This is a genomic window from Sphingomonas sp. Leaf32 (assembly GCF_001421765.1).
Classification (GTDB): Bacteria; Pseudomonadota; Alphaproteobacteria; order Sphingomonadales; family Sphingomonadaceae; genus Sphingomonas.
Genome location: NZ_LMLA01000001.1, coordinates 218189 through 239479, shown reverse-complemented (window position 1 = coordinate 239479; position 21291 = coordinate 218189). Strand labels below are relative to the sequence as shown.

At 67.6% G+C, this 21291-nt stretch carries 20 protein-coding genes; 6 read left to right on the top strand and 14 right to left on the bottom strand.

Annotated elements, in window-relative coordinates:
- Positions 1-20: 20 nt before the first annotated feature.
- From sucD to mdh, 3 genes are read right to left on the bottom strand one after another with little or no spacing between them, the layout of a single operon-like run.
- Complete coding sequence (gene sucD / locus ASE83_RS01105) at positions 21-905, bottom strand: succinate--CoA ligase subunit alpha (RefSeq protein ID WP_055787094.1); 885 nt, start codon at positions 903-905, stop codon at positions 21-23.
- Complete coding sequence (locus ASE83_RS01100) at positions 902-1396, bottom strand: hypothetical protein (RefSeq protein WP_200921851.1); 495 nt, start codon at positions 1394-1396, stop codon at positions 902-904. The genes sucD and ASE83_RS01100 overlap by 4 nt, the downstream gene beginning before the upstream one ends.
- Positions 1397-1401: 5 nt before the next feature.
- A complete protein-coding gene (gene mdh, locus ASE83_RS01095; RefSeq protein WP_055787097.1) occupies positions 1402-2364 on the bottom strand; it encodes a malate dehydrogenase in 963 nt (320 codons plus the stop codon).
- Positions 2365-2667: 303 nt separating this feature from the next.
- Between mdh and ASE83_RS01090 the strand changes: the two genes are divergently transcribed.
- Genes ASE83_RS01090 through ASE83_RS01080 form a run of 3 tightly spaced genes read left to right on the top strand, consistent with a single transcriptional unit; the run spans position 2668 to position 3811 of the window.
- Complete coding sequence (locus tag ASE83_RS01090) at positions 2668-2949, top strand: ETC complex I subunit (protein WP_055787099.1); 282 nt, start codon at positions 2668-2670, stop codon at positions 2947-2949.
- Positions 2949-3356: a DUF2147 domain-containing protein gene (locus ASE83_RS01085; RefSeq protein WP_055787102.1), complete on the top strand. Its 408-nt coding sequence runs from the start codon at positions 2949-2951 to the stop codon at positions 3354-3356. The genes ASE83_RS01090 and ASE83_RS01085 overlap by 1 nt, the downstream gene beginning before the upstream one ends.
- 2 nt (positions 3357-3358) lie before the next feature.
- On the top strand, positions 3359-3811 hold the full coding sequence (locus ASE83_RS01080; protein ID WP_162236601.1) for a GNAT family N-acetyltransferase: 453 nt from the start codon (positions 3359-3361) through the stop codon (positions 3809-3811).
- A 166-nt stretch (positions 3812-3977) separates the two neighbouring features.
- Here ASE83_RS01080 and groL read toward each other — a convergent pair whose 3' ends face one another.
- The 3 genes from groL to ASE83_RS01065 all read right to left on the bottom strand — a co-directional run bounded on the left by groL (position 3978) and on the right by ASE83_RS01065 (position 7517).
- A complete protein-coding gene (groL, locus tag ASE83_RS01075) occupies positions 3978-5621 on the bottom strand; it encodes a chaperonin GroEL (protein WP_055787107.1) in 1644 nt (547 codons plus the stop codon).
- 79 nt (positions 5622-5700) lie between these two features.
- Positions 5701-5988: a co-chaperone GroES gene (gene groES / locus ASE83_RS01070; RefSeq protein WP_055757672.1), complete on the bottom strand. Its 288-nt coding sequence runs from the start codon at positions 5986-5988 to the stop codon at positions 5701-5703.
- Between the two features lie 137 nt (positions 5989-6125).
- Positions 6126-7517, bottom strand: a complete 1392-nt coding sequence (locus tag ASE83_RS01065) for an MATE family efflux transporter (RefSeq protein WP_055787109.1) — start codon at positions 7515-7517, stop codon at positions 6126-6128.
- A gap of 227 nt (positions 7518-7744) precedes the next feature.
- Here ASE83_RS01065 and ASE83_RS01060 point away from each other — a divergent pair, with 227 nt between their 5' ends.
- Positions 7745-8326, top strand: a complete 582-nt coding sequence (locus tag ASE83_RS01060; RefSeq protein ID WP_055787112.1) for a TetR/AcrR family transcriptional regulator — start codon at positions 7745-7747, stop codon at positions 8324-8326.
- Here the strand turns inward: ASE83_RS01060 and ASE83_RS01055 are convergent.
- The 7 genes from ASE83_RS01055 to ASE83_RS01025 all read right to left on the bottom strand — a co-directional run bounded on the left by ASE83_RS01055 (position 8268) and on the right by ASE83_RS01025 (position 16941).
- Entirely contained in the window at positions 8268-9734 is a 1467-nt protein-coding gene (locus ASE83_RS01055; protein ID WP_055787115.1) for an efflux transporter outer membrane subunit, read from the bottom strand. The two genes, ASE83_RS01060 and ASE83_RS01055, sit on opposite strands and share 59 nt — an antisense overlap.
- Complete coding sequence (locus ASE83_RS01050) at positions 9734-11302, bottom strand: MDR family MFS transporter (protein WP_055787118.1); 1569 nt, start codon at positions 11300-11302, stop codon at positions 9734-9736. Before ASE83_RS01050 ends, ASE83_RS01055 begins: the two co-directional genes overlap by 1 nt.
- 1 nt (position 11303) lies before the next feature.
- A complete protein-coding gene (locus tag ASE83_RS01045) occupies positions 11304-12434 on the bottom strand; it encodes an HlyD family secretion protein (RefSeq protein ID WP_055787122.1) in 1131 nt (376 codons plus the stop codon).
- Positions 12435-12535: 101 nt separating this feature from the next.
- Positions 12536-13294 carry an AcvB/VirJ family lysyl-phosphatidylglycerol hydrolase gene (locus ASE83_RS01040; protein WP_055787124.1) on the bottom strand — a complete coding sequence of 253 codons (759 nt, stop codon included), beginning with the start codon at positions 13292-13294 and terminating at the stop codon, positions 12536-12538.
- Positions 13291-15915, bottom strand: coding sequence for a bifunctional lysylphosphatidylglycerol flippase/synthetase MprF (mprF, locus tag ASE83_RS01035; RefSeq protein ID WP_055787126.1), 2625 nt, complete (start codon positions 15913-15915; stop codon positions 13291-13293). The genes ASE83_RS01040 and mprF overlap by 4 nt, the downstream gene beginning before the upstream one ends.
- A complete protein-coding gene (locus ASE83_RS01030) occupies positions 15908-16333 on the bottom strand; it encodes a DUF2147 domain-containing protein (protein ID WP_156352577.1) in 426 nt (141 codons plus the stop codon). The genes mprF and ASE83_RS01030 overlap by 8 nt, the downstream gene beginning before the upstream one ends.
- Before the next feature lie 251 nt (positions 16334-16584).
- Entirely contained in the window at positions 16585-16941 is a 357-nt protein-coding gene (locus ASE83_RS01025; protein ID WP_055787754.1) for a hypothetical protein, read from the bottom strand.
- A gap of 270 nt (positions 16942-17211) precedes the next feature.
- On the opposite strand from ASE83_RS01025, the gene ASE83_RS01020 reads away from it, so the two are divergent.
- The gene (locus tag ASE83_RS01020) at positions 17212-18819 is read left to right on the top strand and encodes an inorganic phosphate transporter (protein ID WP_082443220.1); all 1608 of its coding nucleotides are present in this window, start codon (positions 17212-17214) and stop codon (positions 18817-18819) included.
- 22 nt (positions 18820-18841) lie between these two features.
- Positions 18842-20278 (top strand): hypothetical protein, encoded by a 1437-nt coding sequence (locus ASE83_RS01015; protein ID WP_055787133.1) that lies wholly within the window; start codon positions 18842-18844, stop codon positions 20276-20278.
- A gap of 161 nt (positions 20279-20439) precedes the next feature.
- On the opposite strand, the gene ASE83_RS01010 is transcribed toward ASE83_RS01015, so the two are convergent.
- Entirely contained in the window at positions 20440-21207 is a 768-nt protein-coding gene (locus tag ASE83_RS01010; RefSeq protein WP_156352575.1) for a hypothetical protein, read from the bottom strand.
- Between the last annotated feature and the right edge of the window lie 84 nt (positions 21208-21291).

Below are 21291 nucleotides of genomic sequence, written 5' to 3'. Positions count from 1 at the left end.
GCGCACGGGGCAAGTCACCTTCAGCCGTTCAGCACTTCGAGCAGCGTCGAGCCGAGTTCGCTGGGCGAGGCCGCGACCTTGATGCCCGCTGCTTCCATCGCTGCGATTTTGCTTTCCGCGTCGCCCTTGCCGCCCGACACGATCGCGCCGGCGTGGCCCATGCGACGGCCCGGAGGGGCGGTGCGGCCCGCGATGAAGCCGGCCATCGGCTTGCTGCGGCCGCGCTTGGCTTCGTCGATCAGGAACTGCGCGGCCTGTTCTTCCGCATCGCCGCCGATCTCGCCGATCATGATGATCGACTGGGTGGCGTCGTCGGCGAGGAACAGTTCGAGCACGTCGATGAAGTTGGTGCCGTTGACCGGATCGCCACCGATGCCGACGGCGGTGGTTTGCCCCAGGCCCGCGTTTGAGGTCTGGAACACCGCCTCATAGGTCAGCGTGCCCGAGCGCGAGACGACGCCGACCGAACCCTGCTTGAAGATCGAACCCGGCATGATGCCGATCTTGCACTCGCCCGGCGTCAGCACACCGGGGCAGTTCGGGCCGATCAGCCGCGACTTCGAACCCGACAGTGCGCGCTTTACCTTGACCATGTCCAGCACCGGAATGCCTTCGGTGATCGCGACGATCAGCGGGATTTCGGCGTCGATCGCCTCGAGGATCGAATCGGCGGCGAAGGGCGGCGGAACGTAGATGACCGAGGCGTCGGCACCGGTCTTCGACTTGGCTTCGGCGACGGTGTTGTAGACCGGCAGGCCCAGATGCTCGGTCCCGCCCTTGCCCGGCGTCACGCCGCCGACCATCTGCGTGCCATACTCCAGCGCCGCCTTAGTATGGAAGCTGCCGGTTTCGCCGGTCATCCCCTGGGTGATGACCTTGGTGTTTTTGTTGACGAGGATGCTCATTGCGTTCTCCGAAATATATTAAGCCAGCTCGCCTTCGGCGTCGCGGGCGTATCCTCAAGCGATTTGAACTGATCGGCGATCTGACGCCACGCACCACCGGAGGGAGGGTTGGGTTCGTCGCCGGGGAAATAGATTTCTCCGTCCCCTTCGTCTCCGCTCACATCGTAGAAACCGACCCGATGCTCGATCGCTAGCCGACGAACCGTTTCATAGGCTTCGTTGGCAACGGACCAGCGGAAGTCGACGTAGATCACGTTGGCACCAAGGCTGTATCCGGTTACGTGCGGATCATCGATCCGATCATCCTCGACTTCCTGCATATCAGGCCATGCCGGAAGCATGGCCTGATGCCAGTGCCGCAAAGCCTCGGGCAGTGCTTCGACCGTTCCCTCGCCTTCGCTCCAATCCGTCTGCGCCTCAAACCACTGCATGAATGCAGCACGTTCCCTAGGAGCGACGCTGGGGTCAAATACGAGGAGGTCGTAGCTCACCAAGCTTACGCCAGGCTCTCGTCGATCCCCTTGCAGGCGACCAGCAGCTCCTTGACCGCATCGACCGACACGCCGAGGTTCGCCTTGGCTTCGTCGCCCAGCTTCACTTCGACGATCTTCTCGACGCCGCCGGTACCGATCACGACGGGCACGCCGACATACAGGTCGTCGATGCCATATTCACCCGACAGATAGGCGGCGCAGGGCAGGACGCGCTTCTGGTCGTACAGATAGGCTTCGGCCATCGCGATGCCGCTGGTCGCGGGCGCGTAGAAGGCCGAACCGGTCTTGAGCAGGCCGACGATCTCGCCGCCGCCGCCGCGGGTGCGCTTGACGATCGCGTCGACGCGCTCCTTGGTCGACATGCCCATCTCGATCAGGTCGGTGACCGGAATGCCGCTGACGGTCGAATATTCGAGGACCGGGACCATCGTGTCGCCATGCCCGCCCAGCACGAAGCTGTTGACGTCCTTCACCGACACCTTGAACTCGTCCGCCAGGAAATGGCTGAAGCGTGCGCTGTCGAGCACGCCGGCCATGCCGACGACCTTATTGTGGGGCAGGCCGCTGAATTCGCGCAGCGCCCACACCATCGCGTCGAGCGGGTTGGTGATGCAGATGACGAACGCGTCGGGGGCGTTGTTTTTGATGCCCTCGCCGACGGCCTTCATCACCTTCAGGTTGATGCCGAGCAGGTCGTCGCGGCTCATGCCCGGCTTGCGGGCGACTCCGGCGGTGACGATGATGACGTCCGCGCCCGCGATGTCGGCATAGTCGTTCGTGCCGGTGATCGTCGCGTCGAACCCTTCGACCGGTCCGCACTGCGACAGGTCGAGCGCCTTGCCCTGCGGCACGCCGTCGACGACGTCGAACAGAACGATGTCGCCCAGCCCCTTGAGGGCGGCGAGGTGGGCGAGGGTCCCGCCGATGTTACCAGCGCCGATCAGCGCGATCTTCTTGCGAGCCAAGACGTCTCTCTCCGTAGCAAGTCGGACGCGGTCCTGCCGCGACGCGCGGGGCTTTACGGCGTTTTGCTAGGAGAAACAACCCTAAAGCGCGCCTTAATGATAATAAATCGCAAATGCAATAATGGAGGATCGCGGCGGAAATGCTGGGATATGCGACGGCATTCGTGAAAAACTTGCCTACGCATCGGGCGACCGGTGCCGCAGAAGGTGATTCGCATGGGGCAGCAGTGCGACTCTGCTGGCAAGCCGCGCCGGCTTTGCTATGCAGGACGGGAACAAGCGATCGCTTACAAGGTTACCGCCATGCCCAACGCCCGTATCTATCAGATTCCCAAGAACGCGATGCAGTCGGGTCGCGCCAAGACGCATACCTGGATGCTGGAGTTCGAACCGGCCGAGCCAAAACAGGCCGACCCGCTGACCGGCTGGGCCGGGTCGGGCGACACGCGCGAGCAGGTGAAGCTGAAGTTTCCGTCGCTCGACGCCGCCACCGACTATGCGGCGCGTGAGGGGATCGCGTTCCATGTCGTGCCGGCGCCCGAGCGCACGCTGAAGCTGCAGGCCTATGCGGACAATTTCAAGTGATGCGGCACGCGCTGGCGATCGCGGCGGTAGCGGTCGCGTCACCGGCCATCGCCGCGACGCCGATCGCGGGTCGCTATCTGACCGAGGACGGGGCGGGCGTGATCGAGGTCGCGCGCTGCGGTGACAAGGTGTGCGGGCGGCTGGTCCGCATCATCAAGGCGGCACCCGGCGCACCGACGACCGACGTCAACAACAGCGATCCCGCGCTGCGGTCGCGACCGATCCTGGGAATGCCGATCCTCTCGGGCTTTGCCGATGTCGGCAGCGACTGGCGCGGGCGGATCTACGACCCGCGCAATGGCAAGAGCTACAAGTCGATCGTCTCGAAGAATGCCGACGGGTCGCTGAAGGTGCAGGGTTGCATCGCGTTCTTCTGCCAGACGCAGGTTTGGAAGCCGGCGAGGTAGTCGTGCCGACCGAGGTCCGGCTTCGCTTCGTCGCTGCCGACGATCTGCCGGTCTTCTACGCCCATCAAAGTGATCCGGTCGCTGCGGCGATGGCGGGGTTCGTGTCACGGTCGCGACCGGCGTTCGATGCGCACTGGCAGCGAATTCTTGCCCGGAGCGACTGCGCGGTCCGAACCGTCGAGGTCGACGGCGTCACGGCGGGCTATGTCTCCACCTTCGCCCGCGAAGGGCAGCGCGAGATCGCCTATTGGATCGGGCGCCCGCACTGGGGGCAGGGCGTTGCCAGCCGTGCCGTCGTGGCGTTCCTCGACATGGTCGGTAAGCGGCCGGTCTTTGCTTCGGTGATGGCAAGCAACCACCGCTCGATCGCGGTGCTGCGCCATGCCGGGTTCGCGTGGGTCGAAACGGTGGCCGGCGCGGATGGGGTCGCGGAGCAGGTGTTTCGGCTGGGCTAGGCGATGGTCGTTGAGCGCGAAAAAGGCCGGGAGGGGTGTTCCCTTCCGGCCTTTTCGTTTGTGCTTGAACCGGCGACGGCAAAGCCGCCGCCCGTCGGTCGCCCCGAAAGGGCGCCGGCCGTTCCGATTTTCTGTCCGGGGCAGGTTTCCCTGCCCCGGTCGAAAATCAGAAGTCCATGCCGCCCATGCCGCCCATGCCGCCGCCGGCCGGCATTGCCGGACCCTTGTCGTCGGGCAGTTCCGAAACGGTCGCTTCGGTGGTGATGAGCAGGCCGGCGACCGATGCCGCGTTCTGCAGCGCGGTGCGGACGACCTTGGTCGGGTCGATCACGCCGGCGGCGACGAGGTTCTCGTACACGTCGGTCGATGCGTTGAAGCCGAACGAGGTGTCGGTCTGGTCGAGCAGCTTGCCCGACACGACCGCGCCGTCATGGCCGGCATTCTGCGCGATCTGACGCACCAGCGAGGTCAGCGACTTGCGGACGATGTCGACGCCGCGCGTCTGGTCGTCGTTCACGCCGGTCACGCCTTCGAGCGCCTTGGTCGCGTACAGCAGCGCGGTGCCGCCGCCGGGGACGATGCCTTCTTCGACGGCTGCGCGGGTCGCGTGCAGGGCGTCGTCGACGCGGTCCTTGCGCTCCTTGACCTCGACCTCGGTCGCACCGCCGACCTTGATGACCGCGACGCCACCGGCGAGCTTCGCCAGACGCTCCTGCAGCTTTTCACGGTCATAGTCCGACGAGGTGACGTCGATCTGCTGACGGATTGCGTCGGTCCGGCCCTTGATCGCTTCGGCATCACCGGCGCCATCGACGATGGTGGTGTTGTCCTTGTCGATCGTCACGCGCTTGGCGGTGCCGAGCATCCCGAGGGTCACGGTCTCGAGCTTGATGCCGAGGTCTTCCGAGATTACTTCGCCCTTGGTCAGGATCGCGATGTCTTCCAGCATCGCCTTGCGACGATCGCCGAAGCCCGGTGCCTTGACCGCCGCGACCTTCAGGCCGCCGCGCAGCTTGTTGACGACGAGGGTCGCCAGCGCTTCGCCTTCGATGTCCTCGGCGATGATGAGTAGCGGACGGCCCGACTGCACTACCGCTTCGAGGATCGGCAGCATCGCCTGCAGCGACGACAGCTTCTTCTCGTGGATCAGGATGTACGGGTCGTTGAGTTCGACCTGCATCTTTTCCGGGTTGGTGATGAAATAGGGCGACAGGTAGCCGCGGTCGAACTGCATGCCTTCGACGACGTCCAGCTCGAATTCGAGGCCCTTGGCCTCCTCGACGGTGATGACGCCTTCCTTGCCGACCTTTTCCATGGCTTCGGCGATCTTCTCGCCGACTTCACGGTCACCATTGGCCGAGATGATGCCGACCTGGGCGATCTCGTTGGTGCCCGAAACGGGCTTCGAGCGCGCCTTGATGTCCTCGACCACCTTGGTCACGGCGATGTCGATGCCGCGCTTCAGGTCCATCGGGTTCATGCCGGCGGCGACCGACTTCATGCCTTCGCGGACGATCGCCTGCGCCAGCACGGTGGCGGTGGTGGTGCCGTCGCCCGCGATGTCGTTGGTCTTCGAGGCCACTTCGCGCACCATCTGCGCGCCCATGTTCTCGAACTTGTCCTTCAGTTCGATTTCCTTGGCGACCGACACACCGTCCTTGGTGATGCGGGGCGCGCCGAACGACTTGTCGATCACGACGTTGCGGCCCTTCGGCCCCAGCGTGACCTTCACCGCGTCGGCGAGGATGTCGACGCCGCGCAGGATGCGTTCGCGGGCGTCACGACCGAATTTTACGTCCTTGGCTGCCATGATGGCTACCCTTTCCAGATGTCAAAGTTCACAAAAGTCACACTCGCCACGCAAGTGCGACCGGATCAGAATCGGTCGCTCAGCCAACGATGCCGAGGATGTCCGATTCCTTCATGATGAGCAGGTCTTCGCCGTTCACCTTCACCTCGGTGCCCGACCATTTGCCGAACAGGATGCGGTCGCCGGCCTTGACGTCGAGCGGCGAAACTTCGCCCTTGTCGTTCTTGGCACCGGCGCCGGCGGCGACGACTTCGCCTTCCTGCGGCTTTTCCTTGGCGGTGTCGGGGATGATGATCCCGCCGAGCGTCTTCTCTTCGGCTTCGACGCGGCGGACGAGCACGCGGTCGTGCAGCGGACGGAAGTTCATGCGCGATTCCCTTTTTACGATAACGGAACATGTCTTGGCACTCACCCGGGGGGAGTGCCAGCGCCCGGGATATGTGGAGGCACCGCCCAAGCGTCAAGGCGTCGGGGAACAATTTTGATGTCGGAGCGTGGCCCGCGTCAGACGGGCCGAACCAGCCCCAGTTTCTCCCGCCGGCGCCAGCGATCGACCAGCAGCACCGCCACGACCAGCAACCCGAAGGCGAGACCGATCCATACCCCGACCCCGGCAAGCGGCGTCCAGAACCCCAGCGCGACCGACACGGTGAAGCCGACCGTCCAATAGCCGACCAGCGCGATGACCATCGGCACCCGCGTATCCTGCACGCCGCGCAATACGCCTGCCGCCACCGCCTGTGCGCCGTCGGCCAGCTGAAAGATGGCGGCGATTGCGAGATATTGCAGCGCCAGCGCGATCATCGCCGCATTGGCCGGTGCGTCGACATCGACATAGACCGACAGGAAAGCGCGCGGGAACAGCCACAAGGTCAGCGCGGTAACCCCCATGAAGCCGGTGCCGACCGCCAGCGCCGACCAGCCCGCCCGCGCGATCCAGAGGCGGTCGCGCGCGCCATAGGCCAGTCCGACTCGGATCGTCGCGGCCTGCGCGATGCCGAACGGCACTTGGAACAGGAAGGCGGCGATCTGCAGCGCGATGGCGTGCGCGGCGACTTGCGGGACGCCGATGCGCCCCATCAGGAAGCCTGCGGCGGAGAACAGCGCGCCTTCGAACGTCATCGTCGCGGCGATCGGCAGGCCCAGCACGAAAATTTGGCGCAGCCGGCTTCCTTCGCCGCGCCACCAGTTGCCGAACAGGCGGAACCGCCGCAGCCGGCGGTCGACGACCAGCACGGCGGCATAGGCGAGCATCATCGCTGTGGCGGTCGTGAGGCTGGCGATCGCCGACCCCTCCAGCCCCAGTGCCGGAAAGCCGAGATTGCCGAACACCAGTAGCCAGTTGACGAACACCGAGACGCCAAGGCCGAGCGCGGTGATCGCCATCGCCCAGCCGGGCCGGCCGAGCGCCGACGCGGTGATCCGCATGACGGTGCCGGTCAGCGCCGGGATCATCGCCCATAGCAGGATGTCGAGGAACGCATCGGCCCGCGCCGCGACCCGCGCATCCTGTCCGGCGAGCAGCAGCAGCGATTCGCCGTGCGCCATCAGCGCCATGAAGGGGATGCTGCCCAGCACCGCGATCCATGCGGCCGTGCGGAAGGACCGGCGGACCTCGCGCACGGCATGGCGGCGCTGGCCCAGTTCGGCGGCGATGATCGGCGCGGCGGCACCGACCAGCCCCGACAGCGCGAACAGGATGACGCTGTAGACATAGACGCCCAGGGTGGCGGCGGCGAGCTCGACCTCGCCCAGCCGCGCGACGAACACCACGTCGACGGCGTAGACCGCCATCTGCAACAGGTTCGCGCCGACCAGCGGTGCGGCGAGGCGCAGCGTCGCGGCCAGTTCGGCGCGGGCAGTCGCAGGCGCGGCGGGGGCGGCGGCGTTGGTCATGGGCAGGGCGTGTAGTCGGTTGGCGGTGGGGATGCCAGTTTGGGGGCAACCCGCTCGTCATTCCCGCGAAGGCGGGAATCCATACACGCTGACGTTTCGGCAGGATTCGTGCCGGCAGCGTCTATGGACTCCCGCCTTCGCGGGAGTGACGAAGAGGGGGCGGGGGAGGGACGAAGGCGCTTCCCGACCCCATGACGCCGTCCCCTTTTCCCGGTAGGGACGCGGCAATGACCGACGATGCCGATCCCCGGCCGACCCGCGCGCCGCGCCGCGATGCCGCCCGGCGGCGCGATGCGCTGATCGCTGCCGCCGCCGAATGCTTCACGACCCATGGCTATGGCGTGCCGCTGGAAACGATCGCCGCCGCCGCCGGGGTGGGGCGGGCGACGCTCTATCGCAATTTCCCCGACCGCGCCGCGCTGGCGCTGGCCATCTTCTCGAGCGGGGCCGACCGGTTCGAGGTGATGCTCGACCCCGACCTGCCGATCGGGCAGACCATCGACCTGCTGGTGCGCGCGGGTGCGGAGTCGCTGGCGCTGTTCGCGCGGATCGCCGCCGAACTGCATCTCGACCCGGCCAATATCGGCCGGTTTCAGGAACTGCGCGGGCGGATGGAGCGCATCCTCGCCCCCGCGCTGATCGCGGCGCAGGCGCGGGGCGAGGTCGCCGACGACATTTCGGCACGCGATCTGGTGCTGACGATCCGCATGGCCAGCAGCCTCGTCCAGCCCTTCATGACCGAGGCCGAGGTCAGCGCGCAGATGCAGGCGGCGTTGCGGCTGTTGCTGAACGGCCTGCGTCCGCGCTAACCGGATCGGTCCAGCCAAGGCCCAGCGCCTTGTTCACCGCGATATAATATTGGGTCAGCTGGGCGCGGGCCTGCGTCACAGCGCTGGTCGCCGACAGCTGTTGCCGTTCGACGTCGAGCTGATCGATCAGCGTCGTGGTGCCGGCGGTCACGCGCTGCCGGTTGAGGGCGGTGGCGCGCTTCGCGGTCGTCTCCGCCTGCACCAGTTGCCCCAGCTGCCTGCGGCTGTTGCCATAGCGCGACAGGGCCGTTTCCGCGTCCTGCAACGCCTCCAGCACGGTGCGGCGATAGGTCGCGTCGGCCTGATCGCGCTGCGCCTCGCTGACGCGGGTCGCGGCGCGGTTCTTGCCGAAATCGAGGAACGACCAGCTGAGCGACGGCGCGGCGATGGCGGCGATGTTGCTGAGGTCGAAGATGTCGCCGGGCGAGGTGCCGCCCAGGCCCAGCAGCCCGAGGAAGCGGATGCCGGGCAGTTCGCGCGCCTTGGCCACGCCGATCCCGGCCGTTCCGGCGGCGAGCTGGCGTTCGGCGGCGCGGACGTCGGGGCGGCGCGCGATCAGCGAAGCGGGGTCGCCGACCGCGACCTGTGCCGGGGGCAGCGGGACCGGTGCGACCGGCGCCAACGTCGCATCGAGCGCGCCGGGCGTGCGCCCGGTCAGCACCGCCAGCTGGTTCAGATATTCGTCACGCTGCGCCGCGAGCGGGATCGCCTGCGCCTGCGTATTTTCGAGCTGGGTCTGGAGGCGTTCGACGGAAAGCTGCGAGGCGGTGCCGGCGGCGAGGCGCTGGCGGGTGAGGGTCAGCTGCTGCCGTTGCAGGCGGGTGGTCGCGTCGCTTAAGGCGATGCGGGCCTGCACGTCGCGCAAGGCGACATAGGCCTGCGCGACGGCGGCCGACAGCGACACCTGTACGTCGGCGAGGTCGGCGATACGCGCGTCCTCGGTCGCGCGCGCCTGTTCGTTCCGGCGGCGTCCCCCGCCGAACAGGTCGAGTTCCCAGCTGGCATTGGCGCCGACATTGTAGAACTGGACGCTGGTGCCGCCGCTGCCCGGCTGGATCGGGGGCAGTTCGGCGCCGAGCACGGTGGCGTTGGCGCTGACGCTGGGCAATTGCGATGCGCGCTGCTGGGTCGACTGGGCCTGCGCCTCGCGCACGCGGGCGGTGGCGAGGTCGATGTTCGGGCTGTGCGCCAGCGCGTCGTCGACAAGGGCGGCGAGCAGCGGGTCGTTCAACCCTTCCCACCAGCGGGCGAGGCCCGGTGCGGGGGTGAAGGCGGAATCGGCCGCGCGGGCGAAGGTCCCGCGCTGTACCGCGTCCGACGCGGTGGCCGGCGGGCCGGCATAGTTCGGGCCGACAGTGCAGGCGCCGAGCAGCAGCAGGGCGGCAAGGGGAAGGATTCGCGTCGTCATCAATGCACCGTCGCCGGTTTGGCGCCCTTTGGCAGCGGGCGGAGGAACAGAACGAGGGGCAGGACGCAGAAGGTGCCCATCCCCATGATCCAGAAGATGTCGTTATAGGTCATGGTCAGCGCCTCGGCCGAAATCTGCTGCGACAGCAGACGCAGGCCCGCCGCCGGATCGCCGACCGCGCGGCCGAGCTGCGCGACATAGCTCTGCACGTCGGCGCCGTTGGCGTTCAGCGTTTCCTCCATCCGGCGCGAATGGAAGTACATCCGCTGATCCTGCAGGATCGAGATGCCGGCGAGCGAGAAACTGCCGCCCAAGTTGCGGAAGGCGTTGAACAGGCCCGACGCGTCGCCGGCATCCTCCGGCGGGACCGATCGGACGCACGCCTGGCTGAGGAACAACATGCACAGGATCTGGCCGACGCCGCGCAGCAGCTGCGACGCGGTGAAGTCGGGACCCGACGACTGCGCGGTCAGGCTGGCGTCGAGCAGCGCGGCGCTGCCCATGATAAGCAGCCCCATCGACACGGCGATGCGGATGTCGATCCGTTTCAGCAGGATCGGCACCATCGTCATCAGGATCAGGCTGGGGATGCCCGACAGCAGCACGACCTTGCCCGCCTGCAACGCGTTGTAATTGGCAAGTGCCGCCAGAAACTGCGGAATGGCATAGCTGGTGCCGTAGAGGACGACGCCCAGCACGACCCCCATCAGCGCGACCGCGCCGAATTGCCGGTCGAGCAGCAGCTTCAGCTTGATGATCGGGCGCTTTGCGGTCGCCTGTCCCCAGAACAGCAGCACGAAGCCGACCGCGCTGGTGAACGCCATCCAGCGGATGAGTTCGGAATCGAACCATTGTTCGCGCTGCCCGTCCTCGAGGAACACGGTGAGGCCGCCCAGCCCCAGCGCGAGGCCGGCGATGCCCAGCCAGTCGGCTTCGCGGAACAGGTGCAGCTTCGCCTTTTCATGCGGCAATCCGACCAGCAGCAGCGTGACGAGGATCGCGCAGATCGGCACGTTCAGGAAAAAGGCGTAATGCCAGCTGATATTCTCGGTCAGCCAGCCACCGACCAGCGGCCCCAGCACCGGCCCAAGGATCGCGGTCACGCCGAACACGGCGATGCCGACCGGCTGTTGGTGCGGGGGCAGGCGCTGGGCAATGATCGTCTGGGCGGTCGGGATCATCGCCCCGCCGGTGAATCCCTGTCCGACGCGCCCGATAATCATCATCGGCAGGGTGGTAGCGATGCCGCACACGACCGAGAAGACCGTGAACAGCCCGGCGGCGATCAGCAGGAAGGTCCGCATCCCCAGCATCCGCTGCAACCAGCCGGCCATGGGGATGATGACGATCTCGGCGACCAGATAGGCGGTGGCGATCCACGTCCCCTCGGTCCCGCTGGCGCCGATTTCGCCTTGGATGGTCGGCAGCGCGGAATTGACGATCGAGATGTCGAGCGTCGCCATCAGCGCGCCCAGATTGCCCGCGATCACCGCCAGCCATGCCGCAAGGTCGGCCCGCTGCGGCGGCGCGGCGGTGGTCACGCCCGCGCTGGCCCCCGCGCTCGCCATGTCAGCGCTCCGCCTGCTCGCGCAGCTGCTTCAATTCACCGCGTGCGCCGCGGGTGTCGACCGTCACCGATACGGAGAGGCCGGGCACCAGCAGGCGGCGGGCCTCCGGCGTCGCCTCGATCGAGATGCGCACCGGCACGCGCTGCGTGATCTTGGTGAAGTTGCCGGTCGCGTTCTGCGGCGGCAGCAGCGAGAATTGCGCGCCGGTGCCGGGCGCTAGGCTTTCGACCCGGCCGCGGACGGGCACGCCGTCCAGCGCGTCGACATCGATCTCGACCGGCTGGCCCGGGCGCATCAGCGCGAGCTGCGTTTCCTTGAAATTGGCGGTGATATAGAGCCGGTCGAGCGGCACGACCGACATCAGGCGGGTGCCGGCCTGCACATATTGGCCGATCGTCACCGTCTTGTCGCCGATACGGCCCTTGATGGGCGCGGTCAGTTGCGTCGCGCCGACATCGACGCTGGCGGCGGCGAGCTGGGCGCGGGCGGCCTGTCCCTGTGCGCGACCCTGCGCGACCTGGCTTTGGAGCGAGGCGACGCGGCGCTGCTGCGCGGTGACGGCGGCTTCGGCGGCGCGGACATTGTCGGCCGACTGGCGCGCGGTCACTTCCAGCTGGGCCAGCGTCTGGCGGGTTTCCGCGCCCGATGCGGCGAGCGGGCGATAGCGGGCGACTTCGCCGGCGTCATAGGCGGCCTTGCTGCGCGCGGCGGCAAGCTGGGCGCGGGCCTGATCGATCGCGGCATATTGTTCGGTGACCTGCGCGCGGGCGGTGTCGGCCTGCGCTCCGGCGACGGCGATCTGCGCCTCGGCCTGCGCCGCCTGCGCACGGGCATCGCGCGGGTCGATGCGGACCAGCGGCTGCCCCGCCGCCACGTCCTGATTTTCGCCGACCAGCACGTCGGCGACATAGCCCGATACCCTGGGAGCGATCGTCACCATGTCGGCCTGCACCGTCGCGTCGTCGGTTTCCTGCAGGAATTTTCCGTTGTTCTGATAGTCGACATACCACCAGCCGCCGACCACCGCCGCGACCAGCGCCAGCGCGATCACGATCCATCTGGCCCGGCCGTTTCCGCGCTTCGTGTCCGGCAGGTCGGATGCCGGCTGGTCGTCGTGCTGTTGCTCGCTCATCGGTCGCTGATCCGCAATCCCATGCCGCCCGTCGCGGCCGGTGACCTATTAAGTGGACGATTTGTCCGGATCAAGGCGACTTTAGGTGCGCTGCACAAATTTCATGTAAGAATGCTGTGATCGGCCATCCGCAGCGTGGCGAGGATGGTGGCGATTACCAGCTGGTCGTCATGGTGCAGGAAATGCCCGCCGGGCAGGCCGACGACCTGGGCATGGCCGCCGCGCAGCGTCGGGCACAGGCTTTCCTCTTCCTCGCGACCGTAGATGCAGATGACCGGTGCCCAGTCCAGCGCGCGCATCGTCGCACTCGGGCGGGCATCGGGAGTGCCGTGATAGAGGATGCCGGTCGGGTCGGAGCGGAAATAGACGGTCTGCGCCGGCACGACCACGCTGATCGCCGCGATGCGCGCGCGCAGGTCGGCGGGAAGGTCGGGCGCGGTGGCCGACACCATGTCGGCGCCGAACGACTGGCCCATCAGGATCACCTTCTCCGCGCCGGTCCGCGCCAGCGCGGTGCGGATCGCGCTGGTGACGATCGCGTCGACCTGTTCGCGGGTCTTGCGCGTGCCGAAATTGACCGGCGAGCTGACGCCGACGACCGGAATGCCGTGCTGCGCGAGAGCGGGCACGACGACGCTGCCCAAGCCGAAGCGCAACCCCATGTCGCCCGAGATGAAGACGGCGACGACCGACGGATGCTTCCTGCCCCCGTCGAACAGGCGCAGCGACTGGCTGTCGATCAGGCGCAGCGACGGGGCGGCGAGGCCGAGCAGGACCAGCAGTCCGGCGATCAGCGCGCCGATGCCGAACCGGCGGCGGAGGCGACCCGGGGATCTGGGACGGCGTTCGATACGGTTCATGGCTGGGGTACTTTCGGTTCGGTCGCGATCCGTTCGGCGGCGGGGGCCGGGGGCAGGTAGAGCGCGGGCTGGGGCCGGGCGATCAGGCGGGAAAGGTCGCGCAGGCCCTTGAGCAGGCCGATGCCGCCGGGACCGGCGATGTAGCGCGGCTCCCACCCCGGCGCGAACTTCTCCTTATAGGTGCGCAGGCCCCGGAAGCCGTAGAAGCGCTCGCCATGGCGGAAGATGAACGCCGCCGCCTTGGCCCAGGCGGGGGCGAGCCGGCGATCCTCGATCCCCGACAAGGGCGCCATGCCGAGCGAGAAGCGGGCATAGCCCTGTTGTTTGGCCCACAGCATCAGGTTGACCAGCAGATAGTCCATCGTGCCCGGCGGCGTGTCGGACCGGTGGCGCATCAGGTCGACCGAGGCTTCCTTGCGGTTCTCGGTCAGCCACAGGTTCGCGAAGGCGACGATGCGGTCGTCGATCGTCACCACCGCCATGTCGAAGAAGGACAGATACGCGCGGTCGAAATGGCCGAGGCTGAAGCCCTTCTCCCGCTGCGCCTTCGCCTGCAGCCATTCGTCGGAGACCGATTCCAGTTCGTCGAGGATCGCGCCGAGTTCGCTGGCGGCGATGATGTGCATCGTCGCGCCCTTGCGCGCGACCGCGCGTTCCGATTTGCGCAGCGCGCGCAGGCGGGGGGTGTCGAGGGTGAAGGTCGTCAGATCGACCACCGCGTCCTCGCCATATTTCACGATGCTCAGCCCCATGCCGATCGCGATGTCGAGCACGGGCGAGGAGACCTGATACAGCAGCAGCCGCCCCTGATCGCGGTCTGCGAGGTCGCGCAGGTTCCACAGCAGCTCGCCCCACGCCTCGCGCGGGCCGACCGGATCGCCCATCACGACCCAGCTGGCGCCATGGACCTGATACATGACGAAGGCGTCGCCGGCCTCCGACAGCAGAAAGCGTTTGTCGCCGGTCAGCGCCAGCATCGTGTCGGTGCGGTTCGCTTGCGCGAGGATGCGGCGCACCGTGGCCGAATCGACCGCCGACAGCGCGCTGCGCGCCGCCGTCGCGGTCGGCGACATCAGCCGCCACACGCACGCCCCCGCCAGCATGACGATGACGCCCAGCGTCGCGCGCAGGAAGCGCGGGGCATCGCTGTGCAGCGCGAATTTCCACCACAGATTTTCGGAATAATCGACATGGCGATAGGCGAAGAACCCCGCCCAGACGGTCAATGCGATGACGGCGGCGACCGACGCGACCCAGCCTGCGCCCACCGGCTGTCCGGTCAGCGCGGTGCGGCGGTAGAAGGCGCTGCGCGTCCATTGCAGCAGCGCGGCGACGCACAGGCAGGCGGTCGCCTCCTCATAATCCAGCCCCTTGCCGATCGAGAACAGCGCGGCGGCGATCAGCAGCATACGGGTGGCGAGGAACGCACCGTCGAGCCGGCGATAGAGCGCGGGGGCGAGCAGCAGCAGCGCGGTGCCGGTCAGGCTGGCCGCGATCGAACTGCCCTCGATCATCGGCAGCGGCAGGATGGCGGCAAGGTCGCCCATGCGGGCGCGGACCGAGGGGAGCGACCCTGACAGCAGCAGCATCGCGCCGGCCATGAAGGTCGCGGCGCTCAGCGCCAGCGGGGCGACGCCGGTCGCGACGGCGCGGACCCCCGACAGGAACCGGCTCGACCGCCGCCGCTGGCGCGCGCCTTCGTGCCAGGCGAGGACGAGGATGCCGCAGCCGAGCGGCAGGAGATAATAAAGCACGCGATACGCGATCAGCGCGGCGAACAGCGTCGCGCGATCGACCGGGACCACCGCCAGCACGACCGCTTCGAACACGCCGATGCCGCCGGGAACATGCGTCACCACCGCCGCGACGATGCCGAGCGTATAGGCGAGGATGAACGCGGGCAGCAGCGCGGGTGCCGCGCCGGGGATCAGCACGAACAGCGCGGCGCTGGCGCAGGCGATGTCGACCAGCGCGATGCCGATCTGGAGCAGGAGCAGGCCGGTGCTGGGCAAGGGCAGGGTGAAGCCGAACAGCCGGATCGGCGCGCGCACGATGGCACAGGCCCCCAGCAGCAGGACGGTCAGCGCGGCGATGCTCCAGCCGGCGGCCTGTACCTCGGTCGGCGACAGGCGCAGGCCGGCGAGGTCGAGCGCGCCGGGGTGCAGCAGCAGCGCGACGCCGGTGACGCTGACGACTCCGGCCCAGAAGGTACCGCTGGCGATCGCCACCACGCGGGCGACATCGGGACCGTCCAGCCCGGCGGCGCTATAGATACGATAGCGCGCGGACCCACCGGTCAGCAGGGCAAGGCCGAGATTGTGGCTGAGCGTATAGCTGGTGAACGACGCGAGCGCGGCGGTGCGCCACGGCAACGGGCGGCCGATGGTGTGGAGCGCCAGCAGGTCGTAGAAGGTCAGCGCCAGATAGCTGCCGGCGGTGGCCAGCAGGGCCAGCACGATCTTCGCCGCGGACAGGTCGTGCAGCGCGCTGCGGACATCGGCGAAGCGGATTTCCTGTGTCAGATGCTGGAGCGCGGCGAAGCCCAGCGCGATCAGGCCCAGCACCACCAGCACGCCGATCGGCGTGCGATAGCGATCGATCAGGCGGCGCAGGTCAGCCATGCGGCACCTGTTCGATCCGTGACCAGCTCTGGCTCCGGCAGATCACCCCGCCCCACAGGCAGCCGCGAATCCGCAGCGTGTCGGCGTTCGGCAGGTCGATTCGCGAGGCGAAGCGGCGGCCCATGTCGGGGACGAACACCGTGCCGGTCCATGCCCCGCGGCCATCGGCGGCGTAATCCTCCAGCAATTCGGTGCCGAGCAGGCGCTCGACGCCGCCATCCTTCGCATCCGCCCGGGCCGATGCGCTGGCCCACACGACCCAGCCGCACAGCCGCGCGCCGCACGGGGCGGTGCGCACCGCGACGTTGCTGTGCGGGTTGAGCCACAGCCCGGTGGGCGACGGCCCCGGCGCATTCGCGCCCGCCGGCAGCGCGATCGCCATGCCCAGCGCCGCCAGGATTCCGCTCCACACCCGCATCGTTCGATTCCCCTTCATGTCCCGGGGAATAGCGGCGTGCGAATTGCCGGCGGTTCAGCGCGCGCTGAACAATCGGTAATGTTGGGGTGGGCCTCGACCGTTGCTGCCAGCGCCGTCATTCCCGCGCAGGCGGGAATCCATAACCGCCAACGGTTCGGCAAGATGCGCCGACGTTAGCGCATATGGACTCCCGCCTGCGCGGGAGTGACGAGGAAGGCCGAGCATAGGTACGATCGGCGACAGAGACCCCTCTACCGGTTCAGCGCATAGGTGATGATGAAGCAGGCGGCGGTCAGCAGCAGCATGGCGACGATGAACGTCGCATCGGCGACCCGCTCCAGCCAGTGCAGTCGCGCCGTGCCCTGGACCCTGAGCGCGAAATAGGAACTGAGCGTCGCGATCAGGAACAGCAGCGCGTCGACCGACAGCAGGTCGTCGGCCACCGTCTGGCGCGCGCGCAGCGTGATGGTGACGTGCAACAGCCCGATACCGGTCAGGCAGACGCCGACCATCGCCGATGCGATCGGGCAGATCATCCGGCAGGTGCGTTCGTCGAGCGCGATCCGCGCCCGGTTCCGCGTGGGTGGCGGTGCGTTGGGATGATCCATGGCGACGACTCCTTTGCCGGGTCGCACAGCACCGCGCGATACCGCCACGTCAAGCACGAAGCGGCGGATGATCCGATGGTCGGATGTGGCGGCGGTGCAACGCCATCGGCGGAAAACGGGGATTTCGTGCATCATATCGCCAAAGCACGTTCGGTTCGCTATGGGCCGCTTCGCCCGACTGCGATGCCGACGCGGGGGCGTGCGATGGCGCGTACGAAGCTGTCACACTCCGTCGATAGGGCGGCATGTTCATTCGGCAGGGGAATTTCGATGACGAGCGCAGCGCTGGAGCGGGATGGACGCCCCGGCCCGAAACTGGACGACGGCTTCGGTCGTGCCGGTACGTTTGGATTCGCCACGGCGATCGTCGCGGCCCTGGGATATGTCGTCTACAACGTCTACCACGATGCGGCGGCGGCGAGCGTCGATCCGCTGACGCTGATGCCCTTCGCGTTGCTGATCCTCGCGCTCATCATCGCGCTGGGATTCGAATTCGTGAACGGGTTCCACGACACCGCCAATGCGGTCGCGACGGTCATCTACACCAATTCGATGCCGGCCCATGTCGCGGTGGTGTGGTCGGGTATCTTCAACTTCCTCGGCGTGCTGTTTTCGACCGGCGCGGTCGCGTTCGGCATCATCTCGCTGCTGCCGATCGAACTGATCCTGCAGGTCGGGTCGTCCTCCGGGTTCGCCATGGTCTTCGCGCTGCTGATCGCGGCGATCGTGTGGAACCTCGCCACCTGGGCGCTGGGGATTCCGTCGTCGTCCTCGCATACGCTGATCGGGTCGATCATCGGGGTCGGCGTGGCGAACGCGATCCTGCAGGGTCGCAACGGTTCGGCCGGCGTCGATTGGGACAAGGCGCTGGAGACTGGCAAGGCGCTGCTGATTTCGCCGATGATCGGGTTCGGCGTGGCGGCGTTGCTGTTCATCGCCATGAAGACCCTGATCCGCAACCGCACACTGTACGAGGCGCCGGTCGGCGATACGCCGCCGCCGCTGTGGATTCGCTGCCTGCTGATCTTTACCTGCACCGGCGTCAGCTTCGCGCACGGGTCGAACGACGGGCAGAAGGGCATGGGCCTCATCATGCTGATCCTGATCGGCACGGTCCCCACCGCCTATGCGCTCAACCGCGCGGTGCCGGCGCAATATGAGGCGCAGTTCGCGACCAACAGCGCCGCCGCCGTCCGGGTGCTGATGCCGCAGGGACAGGGCGCGGCCCCCGATGACGTGACGGCCCGCCGCCAGGCGGAACGGTACATCACCGAACGCAAGCTGACCCCGGAAACCGTGCCCGCCGTGACCATGATGGTCGGCGCGATCGAGCAGCAGGTTCGCGAATACGGCACGCTGGCCAAGGTGCCCGCCGCCGTCAGCGGCAATATGCGCAACGACATGTACCTGACGTCGGAAGCGGTGAAGCGGCTGGGCAAGGAGCCGACGCTGTCGCTGACCGAAGGCGACAAGAAGGTGCTGACCGAATATCGCGGGTCGCTGGACGCCGGAACGCGCTTCATCCCGCTGTGGGTCAAGATCGCGGTCGCGTTCGCGCTGGGGCTGGGCACGATGGTCGGGTGGAAGCGGATCGTCGTCACCGTCGGCGAAAAGATCGGCAAGACCCACCTGACCTATGCGCAGGGCGCGTCGGCGGAACTGGTGGCGATGGGCACGATCTTCGGCGCCGACAGCCTGGGCCTGCCGGTATCGACCACCCATGTCCTGTCGTCGGGTGTCGCCGGTACGATGGCGGCGAACCGGTCGGGCCTGCAGATGTCGACCGTCCGCAACCTGTTGATGGCATGGGTGCTGACGCTGCCGGTATCGGTGCTGCTGTCGGGGGCGCTGTACCTGCTGCTCAACCGGATCTTCTGACGGAAGGGGCGGGAAGCCAGCAATGTCGTCCTCCCCGCCGCTGCGCCGCGATCCCGTCGCGTGGGCGATCCTGATCCTCGTGTGGTTTTCGTGCGCGTGGTTCGGATCGTGGGAGTTCAATCCCAACAACGCCGTGCGGATGTTCGCCACGCTGTCGCTGGTCGAGGATGGTGACGCCACCATCGACGAATATGCCGCGCTGACGATCGACAAGGCGCATTTCGGCGACCATTATTATTCGGACAAAGCGCCGGGCATCACCGTGCTGGGCATCCCGGCCATCGCCCTAGCCGATGCGGTGTCGGGGCAGCACGCCCGCGATTTCGTGCCCGGGTTCGAGAACCGCGAGTTCAACCGCTTCCTGAAGATCCGCATCCGGCTGGTCGCGGTGACGGTTTGCGCCTTACTAAGCGCGCTGGCGGCGATGCTGCTCTACGATCTGGTGCGGGGTATCACCGGCGACGGGGAGGCGGGGGCGGTCGCCGCGCTGTCCTATGGCCTCGGCACGACGGTCTGGGGGTGGTCGACGACGATCTTCGGCCATGCGCCGGTCGCCGCCCTGCTGGTCATCGCGACCTGGGGCGTGTGGCGCGGGACCGGGCCGGGGCGGTCATGGGGCCATGCGGTCGTCGCCGGCCTCGCGCTCGGCTGGGCGGTGCTGATCGAGCATTCGGCGCTGATCGCCGGCTTGCCGGTCGCCGGATATGCGCTGTGGCGGTTGCGGGCGCTGCCGCGGGGCGAGGCGGTGCGGACGGTCGCCGTCGCGCTGGCGGTGGGGGCGAGCGCGCTGGTCGTACTGGTCGGGTACAATCTGATCGCGTTCGGCACGGTGTTTCGGCTCGGCTATTCGGGCGTCACCGACTTTGCGGGGATGCAGGAAGGGTTTTTCGGGCTGACCTATCCCAAGCCCTACGTCCTCTACGAGCTGACCTTCGGCGAGCGGCGGGGGATGTTGTGGGTCGCGCCGATCCTGATCGTAGCACCCTTCGGCATCGCGGTACTGCTGCGGAATCCGGCGACGCGGGCGGTGGGCTGGCTGGCGGTCGCGGGGGCTACGCTGCCGTTCCTCATCAACGCCAGCTATTATTACTGGGACGGCGGCAACGCGACCGGGCCGCGCCATGCGCTGCCGGCGGTCGGGTTCCTGTGCATCGGCATCGGCGCGTTCTGGGCACAGGCGACGCGCTGGTCGCGGCGGGCGGTGGCGGTGCTGCTGGCCGGGTCGGTCGTGCTCAACATGGCGATCGCCAGCGCCGAGATCACCGCACCGGGCGGCGAACCCCGCGCGCTGGCGGTGGCGGTGTTCCGCGAGCGGTTCGATCCGGGCTATCTGCGTACCGTGGCCGATGAATGGTTCGGCTACACGCCGTGGCAGGGGCTGGCGATCTGGGCTTTGGTCGCGGGGGTGTTGACGGCGGCGTTGGCGGTGCTGGTGCGGCGGGCGAAGGTAAGAAGTTAGGGGTTCGCGCGGAGGCGCGGAGACGCGGAGGGGTTGCGTTCCGGGCGGACCATGCCCGCGTCAGTGGCCTTTTCCCTGTTGCCTCCCGAGCAGGTGTCTTCCGACCGCGATGTCGGCGCCCGGAACGCAACTCCTCCGCGTCTCCGCGCCTCCGCGTGAACTTATTCCGCCGCTTCCGCCTGCTGCACCGGGACCGTAAACCCGAACCGCGCTTCGACCTTCGGATCGAGCCATGCATGGATATGCGCGCGGTCGGCGGCGGAGATGTCGGGATAGGCGGTGGGGGCGAAGGGGCGCTTGCCCTGCCCCTTGTAGCTGTCCTGCGCCACGAAGCGATCGGCCATGGGCAGCTGGCAAGCGGCGGACAGGTCGGCGATCACTCCGGCGGGGTCGGCGACGAACGCATCATGGGCGAGCAGCGCGACATGGTGCGCGCGGTCGTGCAGGCCGCTCCAGTGCCGCAGTTTCGCGGTACGCTTGGCCAGCGGATTGGTGAAGCGTTCGCCGGTATCGGGGCAGCGTTCGTGCAGCATTTCGCGCCCCAGCACCGGATGGTCGTCCTCGACACCCCAGAATTCGCCGTCCCAATAGCTGTGCCACGGCGCGCGGATGAAGTCGGAGAAGCCGAGCGCCTTCAACTCCGGATGCGCGTGCCATGGCTGGCGGTGCAGGCTGCGCACCCAGTCGACCGGATCACGCGCCACCGCCAGCACCATGACGTCGCGCGGGAACAGGACCTGTTCGGGCACGAACCAGTGCTTGAACCCAAAGCGTTCGGTAAAGGCGTCGCGGCCGAGATTGGCCTCGATCGAGCGGATCAGGACGTTGGTTCCCGAACAACGCTGGCCATAGACCTGGATACTGCGGATCGGCGCGTCCCCGCGTCGCAGGATGGAAAGGCCGGGGCGCGGGGTCGTCCAGGTCGACATGCGGTTCAAATTCCCATTCGAATCATCGGAAATCATTGTGATTCCGAAATAATTTCGCTTGTCGGGGCTACGCGGGGAGCCGGC